This is a genomic window from Bacillus sp. AP50 (assembly GCF_040492675.1).
GTDB classification, from domain to species: domain Bacteria; phylum Bacillota; class Bacilli; order Bacillales; family Bacillaceae_G; genus Bacillus_A; species Bacillus_A cereus.
Genome location: NZ_JBEUTW010000232.1, coordinates 1 through 7,127, shown reverse-complemented (window position 1 = coordinate 7,127; position 7,127 = coordinate 1). Strand labels below are relative to the sequence as shown.

Genomic DNA, 7,127 nt, shown 5'->3' with positions numbered 1-7,127 from the left:
CTTATGTATAATAATTTATTGAAAAAATAATTGAATTTTTCAGATTAATGAATTAATATAAGGTAAGTAATTTTAAGATTTATAGAATATTGGAAGATGAAAGGTTTTGAGAATTTTATTAGGAGCACAAAACGATTTTAGGATAGCTTTAAAGCTAGTGTAAAATGACGTTTGCTTCATCATTTTCAGGGCCGAAAGGAATTAGGGGAAAGCATCTTGTGTTAAAATGCGGTTATGAATCATCTAAGAGGGGGAAGTGAAGTGGCAAACAAAGAATTGAAAAGAGGTTTAGAAGCACGTCATATTCAAATGATTGCTTTAGGCGGAACGATTGGTGTTGGTTTGTTTATGGGATCAGCCAGCACAATTAAATGGACAGGTCCGTCAGTAATGCTTGCTTATGCAATTGCAGGTATTTTCATCTTCTTCATCATGCGTGCCATGGGAGAAATGTTGTATATGGAGCCAAGTACAGGCTCATTTGCGACATTCGGTCATAAGTATATTCATCCACTAGCTGGTTATATGACAGCGTGGAGTAACTGGTTCCAGTGGGTTATCGTTGGGATGTCAGAAATTATCGCGGTTGGAGCGTATATGCAATATTGGTTCCCGGATTTACCAGCTTGGATACCAGGTATAATTGCAATGGTTATTCTTGGTGCAGCTAACTTAATTTCTGTTAAGTCATTTGGTGAATTTGAATTTTGGTTTGCGATGATTAAAATCGTTACGATTCTATTAATGATTATTGCAGGATTTGGCCTTATTTTCTTCGGAATTGGTAACGGCGGAGAAGCGATTGGCATATCTAATCTTTGGTCAAATGGCGGTTTCTTTACAGGTGGTTTTTCAGGATTCTTCTTTGCATTATCACTTGTAGTTGGAGCGTATCAAGGTGTGGAATTAATCGGTATTACTGCTGGTGAAGCGAAGGATCCAAAGAAGACACTTACAAGAGCGATTCAAAGTACAATTTGGCGTATTTTAATTTTCTACATCGGTGCTATTTTCGTTATTGTAACTGTGTATCCGTGGGATCAATTAAGTACAATTGGTAGCCCGTTCGTAGCAACTTTTGCGAAGGTTGGTATTACGGCAGCAGCTGGCCTTATTAACTTCGTTGTTATTACAGCAGCAATGTCTGGTTGTAATAGTGGTATTTATAGTGCTGGACGTATGCTGTATACGTTAGGTGTAAATGGACAAGCACCGAAATATTTCACGAAACTTTCTGGAAATGGTGTGCCTTTATTTGGTACAGTTGGCGTAATTATCGGTCTGGCGGTTGGTGTTGTTTTAAGTTACATCGCACCGAAAAACTTATTCGTATATGTATATAGTGCGAGTGTACTTCCTGGTATGGTACCATGGTTCGTCATTTTAATTAGTCAAATTCGTTTTAGGAAAGAAAAGGGAGCAGAGATGAAAGATCATCCGTTCAAAATGCCATTTGCTCCTGTAACAAACTATTTAACAATTGCCTTTTTAATTATGGTATTAATCGGAATGTGGTTTAACGATGATACACGCATTTCATTAGTTGTAGGTATTATTTTCTTAGCTATCGTTACAATTAGTTTCTATGCTTTCGGAATAGGAAAGCGAGCTCCGTTAGACGTTCAAAATAATAAAGAGATTTCAAGTAAATAAAGAAGAGGCTGTTCATCTGGAACAGCCTTTTCTTATTGTTGTTATTTGTCGATAAATCGATATAACTTGTCGAATCGTTGATATAATTTGATTTGTGATAGATATATTCGAAAAATCGTTGATATAATTTCACATACTACCTATCACTATCATGATTAAAATTTCTCTAATACGATTTTCCCAATGGTGTGCCCGCTTTCAAGTAGTGCATGTGCTTTTTTTAAGTTTTCAGCGTTAATCGGTGTTAATGTTTCATTTAAAGTAAGAATTCTTTACTTCTATATTATAGATGGTGAAATACTGCTATGTAAAAAAATACCCTTTTTTTATGCAAGCTGTACTGATAGTCTAGAAGGAGTTTATTTCTAAAAAGAAGAATTTTTTACTGTATTACTTTATCCAAAACTAAATGTAAAGGTGGATACATAATGACAGTAAAGAAACTTTATTTCATCCCAGCAGGTCGTTGCATGTTGGATCATTCGTCTGTTAACAGTGCGTTAACACCGGGGAAACTATTAAACTTGCCGGTGTGGTGTTATCTTTTGGAGACGGAAGAAGGTCCTATTTTAGTAGACACAGGTATGCCAGAAAGTGCAGTTAATAATGAAGGGCTTTTTAACGGTACATTTGTTGAAGGACAGATCTTACCGAAAATGACTGAAGAAGATAGAATCGTGAATATATTAAAGCGTGTAGGGTATGAGCCGGACGACCTTTTATATATTATTAGTTCTCACTTACATTTTGATCATGCAGGAGGAAACGGTGCTTTTACAAATACACCAATTATTGTGCAGCGAATGGAATATGAGGCAGCACTTCATAGAGAAGAATATATGAAAGAATGTATATTACCGCATTTGAACTACAAAATTATTGAAGGGGATTATGAAGTGGTACCAGGTGTTCAATTATTGTATACGCCAGGTCATTCTCCAGGCCATCAGTCGCTATTCATTGAGACGGAGCAATCCGGTTCAGTTTTATTAACGATTGATGCATCGTACACGAAAGAGAATTTTGAAGATGAAGTGCCGTTCGCAGGATTTGATCCAGAATTAGCTTTATCTTCAATTAAACGTTTAAAAGAAGTTGTGAAAAAAGAGAAACCAATTATTTTCTTTGGTCATGATATAGAGCAGGAAAAGAGTTGTAGAGTGTTCCCGGAATATATATAGTGCAAAAAGTCATGAGTTCGCGTGCTCATGACTTTTTCGTTTAAATAATTTTTTTAAATAAATTATAAACTTTTTTTGAACTATCTTCGTTTAACTGATAGTACGTAAGGTTTACATCATCAGGAGTATCTTGCTGAGCAATCATCACTTCGCTGCTGTGATGATCAACTACCCATATGAAATATTTTTTATAAGTTCCATCCTCGAAAGTAATCCACATATCACAATCTATTAAATCTGATCCTTCTTCATCCAATGTTAATTTGCCTTTTTTTGCGGTATTCATACTGTTAATAAATGTTTTTAATTCATCTGTTTTTGTGAGAAAGATATCCTTTTTTGTTTTAATTGATTCTACATGTATATCTTTTATTTCCTGCTTTCCTAAAAAAGCAGGGGGCTCATTTGGATCTCGCGAGCTTGAAATAATAGTAGCTTTCTTTTTCGGTTTGTTTGCAGTATAGAGATCTTGAATAGATTTTCCCGAGTTTACAAACCATACAATTCCACAAATAATTAATACGCTACCTAGCAATAAAATAATTTTTTTAATAGGGTTTTCTCCTCTCTATTATTTCGTGTGAAGAGCTTTTCTATTAATATATGATAGGTAAGCGTAAAGTATTATAGTTGAACTTGGTTATGCTTCACAGTTTTTATCGGGCGATCTATGAGTAAATTGTAAGTGAGCCCAATTAATACGAAAATGCCACCGATAACTTTACCGATTGAGAGTTCATTTGTCAGGAAGAAATCAATAATAGTCCCCGCAAATAATTGTCCGATAAAGATGAGTAATGTTAAATAAAAGGCTGATATTTTAGGAGTAATATAGTTGGATAATGAAATAACGATAACGCCTACTAATCCGCCTAAGTACACAGCAATAGGAATAGATTGTAACGTCTGCATTGGAATATACAATGAATCTGAACTGAAAATTAAAAATAACATAGAGAAAAATAATCCAGTAATATAATTAAAAAACGTGCCTTCCCAATTTCCGATTTTTGCTGCTAAATTCGCGTTAATAATTCTAGCAACAACGATAGAAACACCAGCTAAAATAGCGATCGTAATATATAACATTTTCTTGCCCCCATTAATAAATTGTCATGATTATAATTCCAGAAGAGATGAAACATAATCCAATTAGTTTTTTCTTTTCAAACTTTGCAACTTTCATTCCTAATAAGCCGAAATGATCGATAATGATGGAAGCAATAGATTGACCGAGTAAACTTAATGCGATCGTAATAGAAGCACCAAGGACGGAGAAACTTATATTGTTAAAAAGAACAGTGAATACTCCAATCGCTCCAGCGCTATATAAAAAAAGTGGAATACTTTTATCGAAACGAATTTTATTTTTGTTTATGATTAAAATGAAGATAACTGCAATTAAACCGACAAGGTGAATGACAACGCTTGCTGTATACTTTCCAATTAACTCGGATAAAATTCCATTCAATGGAAGCATAACGGCGATGAGCACACCAATAAAGACAGAAAGAAAGTTATACAATGTAATATCCCCTTTATATTTCATATTTGTAATGACTGTATCATGCTGAAATTGTGTATTGTTATGACATATGTCATAGTGGAAGAAGAAAATTTTGATTACAATGGGGATGAGTTGTAAAGGTGGGGAACTATGAAGAAAGTATGTAATTCTAATAAATTAGCAGAGTATATAAAGCAAAATAATATTGATTCATTTTTTAGTCATGATATGAAGCCATATATGGAACTTATATTTTTTAAAAAGAATGAGTTTATTTGTAGAGAAAATGAAGAGATAGATTATTTATATTTCTTTGTTGAAGGAAAAGCGAAAGCATTTAACACATTAAGTAACGGAAAATCGGTATTATTATGTTTTTACGATAGTTTGCAGTTACTTGGAGATGTGGAGTTAATTCATTCTCAAAGAATCACTTCAAACGTACAAGTGATGGCAGATTCGTATTGTGTGGGTTTACCTTTAGGAAAGGTGAGAAATAAGCTATTTCATGATGCGAAATTTTTAAGATGTATTTGCGAATCATTAGCACATAAATTAAACCGACTTTCCAAAAACAGTACAATTAATTTATTGTATCCGCTTGAAAATAGACTTGCGAGTTACATGTTAGCAGCAGGAGAACGAGCAGTTCAGCATGAAAATAGAATTGTGTTTAGTGGGAATTTAACGGAAATAGCGGAGTTGTTAGGAACGAGCTATCGGCATTTATTACGTACTTTGAATCTCTTTTGTGATAAAAATATAATTAACAAAAACAATGGTTGTTTTGAAGTAGTGAATGTAGAAGTTTTGCGGGAATTGGCTGCGGATGTTTATAAATAATATATTAAAGTAGGGATTAAGATGAAAATAGCTATAATTTCAGATATCCACGGAAATAGTCACGCTTTAAAATCGGTATTAAAAGATATTACACGTCGCAAGGTCGAAATGATAATAAATTTAGGAGATAGTGTGTATGGGCCGTTAGATCCTTTAGAGACAATCGATATATTAATGAGTAGCGAGATGATACATATTAAAGGTAATTGTGATCGCATGCTTTGGGAGACAATACAAGAGCAGTCTGCTACACTAACTTTTGTCCAAAATCAATTAACAAAAGATCATATAGATTGGTTAAAACAACATCCTTCACAATTTATTGTAGACGATATGTTATGTTGTCACGGTACGCCAACTTCAGATGAAGTGTATTTGTTAGAAGAGATGAATGAGAATGGTGCAATATTAAAGAATGAAAAAAATATAATGGATCAACTCCAAAATATAGAACAAAAAATAATAGTATGTGGTCATACACATATTCCTAGAGTTGTTTATTTAGCGAACGGAAAGATCATTATAAATCCAGGAAGTGTAGGACTTCCAGCATACAAAGATGAGTTACCTGTTATGCATAAAATGGAATCAGGAACTCCGCATGCAAAATATGTAGTAATAGAAAAGGTTTTGGGAGAATGGACAATTGAACAAATTTCAGTTCCTTATAATTGGGAAGAAGCTGCTGGATTGGCTGTTCAACAAGAAAGATATGACTGGGCACAGGCGCTAAAGACTGGGAAGATAGAATGAAGGGGAGTTTACTTTATGGTAAACTGCTCTTTTTTATTTTGAGTAGATATTGAATCATATAAAAAGAAAATGTTATGATTATGGAAACGTATGAATATATGAACAAGTATTCATATGTAAGGAAGGAGCGATTAGAATGAAAGACCTAATTATTATTGGAGCGGGTCAAGCTGGATTAACAATGGGATATTACTTGAAGCAAGAAGGATATAATTTTTTATTACTTGAGGCAGGAAACCGAATTGGGGATTCATGGAGAAATCGATATGATTCTTTACAGCTTTTTACCCCAAGGTCTTACAGTAGCTTGCCGGGTATGGCGTTAATAGGTGAAAAAAATGAATTTCCATGTAAAGATGAAATTGCAACTTATTTAGAAGAATATGCAAAACACTTTCAATTACCGGTACAATTACAAACGGAAGTTCTAAAAATAAAGAAAGAAAAAGAAATATTTGAATTACATACTCCTACAGAAATTTTACAAACGAAAAAAGTTATTATTGCATCAGGTGGTTTTCAGCAACTATTTATTCCCTCAGTTTCAGCAAATCTATCATCACATATTTTTCAAATACATTCATCACAATATAAATCATCACCGCAAATTCCACAGGGGAAGGTACTTGTAGTAGGTGGCGGAAATTCAGGAATGCAAATAGCAGTAGAACTTGCAAAAACGCATGAAGTTACGGTGTCTATTAGTCATCCTTTAACGTTTTTACCGTTACAACTTTTTGGAAAAAGTATTTTTAATCTGCTAGAAAAAATGGGTTTATTGTACGCTGAAATAAATACAAAGAGGGGAAGATGGTTTCAGAAGAGAAAGGACCCTATTTTCGGTTTTGAAGGTAAGAAACTTATTCGTAATGGAGCAATTAAACTGCAAGAAAAAGTAGTAAGTGCATCAGGAAATAACATTATGTTTCAGAATGGTGATATTTATAGTGCAGAAAGCGTTATATGGTCAACTGGTTTTGTTCAAAATTATAATTGGATTGAAATTGAACAGGCAGTGAATGAGAAAGGATTTCCTAATTATATAAAGGGAATCAGTCCAGTAAAAGGATTGTATTATATCGGTTTACCATGGCAATCTCAAAGGGGTTCCGCACTTATTTGTGGTGTAGGAAAGGATGCAGCGTATGTACTTTCTGAAATCAAAAAAATAGATCAGTAGCGATAACTAC

The 7,127-nt window shown here is 33.8% G+C and carries 8 protein-coding genes and 1 pseudogene; 5 read left to right on the top strand and 4 right to left on the bottom strand.

Going from position 1 to position 7,127, the window contains the following annotated elements; translation table 11 throughout:
• Positions 1–261 precede the first annotated feature (261 nt).
• A complete protein-coding gene (locus ABWK52_RS17845; protein ID WP_001284405.1) occupies positions 262–1,653 on the top strand; it encodes an amino acid permease in 1,392 nt (463 codons plus the stop codon).
• A 155-nt stretch (positions 1,654–1,808) separates the two neighbouring features.
• Here the strand turns inward: ABWK52_RS17845 and ABWK52_RS17840 are convergent.
• A pseudogene (locus ABWK52_RS17840) lies at positions 1,809–1,916 on the bottom strand (zinc-binding alcohol dehydrogenase family protein); the annotation flags it as partial.
• 165 nt (positions 1,917–2,081) lie between these two features.
• Between ABWK52_RS17840 and aiiA the strand changes: the two are divergent.
• Positions 2,082–2,834 carry a quorum-quenching N-acyl homoserine lactonase AiiA gene (gene aiiA, locus ABWK52_RS17835; protein WP_098541133.1) on the top strand — a complete coding sequence of 251 codons (753 nt, stop codon included), beginning with the start codon at positions 2,082–2,084 and terminating at the stop codon, positions 2,832–2,834.
• A gap of 40 nt (positions 2,835–2,874) precedes the next feature.
• Here the strand turns inward: aiiA and ABWK52_RS17830 are convergent, their stop codons facing one another.
• The 3 genes from ABWK52_RS17830 to ABWK52_RS17820 all read right to left on the bottom strand — a co-directional run bounded on the left by ABWK52_RS17830 (position 2,875) and on the right by ABWK52_RS17820 (position 4,383).
• Positions 2,875–3,369, bottom strand: coding sequence for a hypothetical protein (locus ABWK52_RS17830; protein WP_000901695.1), 495 nt, complete (start codon positions 3,367–3,369; stop codon positions 2,875–2,877).
• Positions 3,370–3,458: 89 nt separating this feature from the next.
• Positions 3,459–3,923 (bottom strand): DMT family transporter, encoded by a 465-nt coding sequence (locus tag ABWK52_RS17825; protein WP_000965802.1) that lies wholly within the window; start codon positions 3,921–3,923, stop codon positions 3,459–3,461.
• Between the two features lie 13 nt (positions 3,924–3,936).
• A complete protein-coding gene (locus tag ABWK52_RS17820; RefSeq protein ID WP_002005482.1) occupies positions 3,937–4,383 on the bottom strand; it encodes a DMT family transporter in 447 nt (148 codons plus the stop codon).
• A 108-nt stretch (positions 4,384–4,491) separates the two neighbouring features.
• Here ABWK52_RS17820 and yeiL point away from each other — a divergent pair, with 108 nt between their 5' ends.
• The 3 genes from yeiL (at position 4,492) to ABWK52_RS17805 (ending at position 7,117) form a co-directional block, all read left to right on the top strand.
• Complete coding sequence (gene yeiL, locus ABWK52_RS17815) at positions 4,492–5,184, top strand: transcriptional regulator YeiL (protein WP_098541131.1); 693 nt, start codon at positions 4,492–4,494, stop codon at positions 5,182–5,184.
• A gap of 21 nt (positions 5,185–5,205) precedes the next feature.
• Positions 5,206–5,937, top strand: coding sequence for a metallophosphoesterase family protein (locus tag ABWK52_RS17810; protein WP_097999605.1), 732 nt, complete (start codon positions 5,206–5,208; stop codon positions 5,935–5,937).
• A gap of 136 nt (positions 5,938–6,073) precedes the next feature.
• Entirely contained in the window at positions 6,074–7,117 is a 1,044-nt protein-coding gene (locus ABWK52_RS17805) for a flavin-containing monooxygenase (protein WP_098341068.1), read from the top strand.
• Positions 7,118–7,127 lie beyond the last annotated feature (10 nt).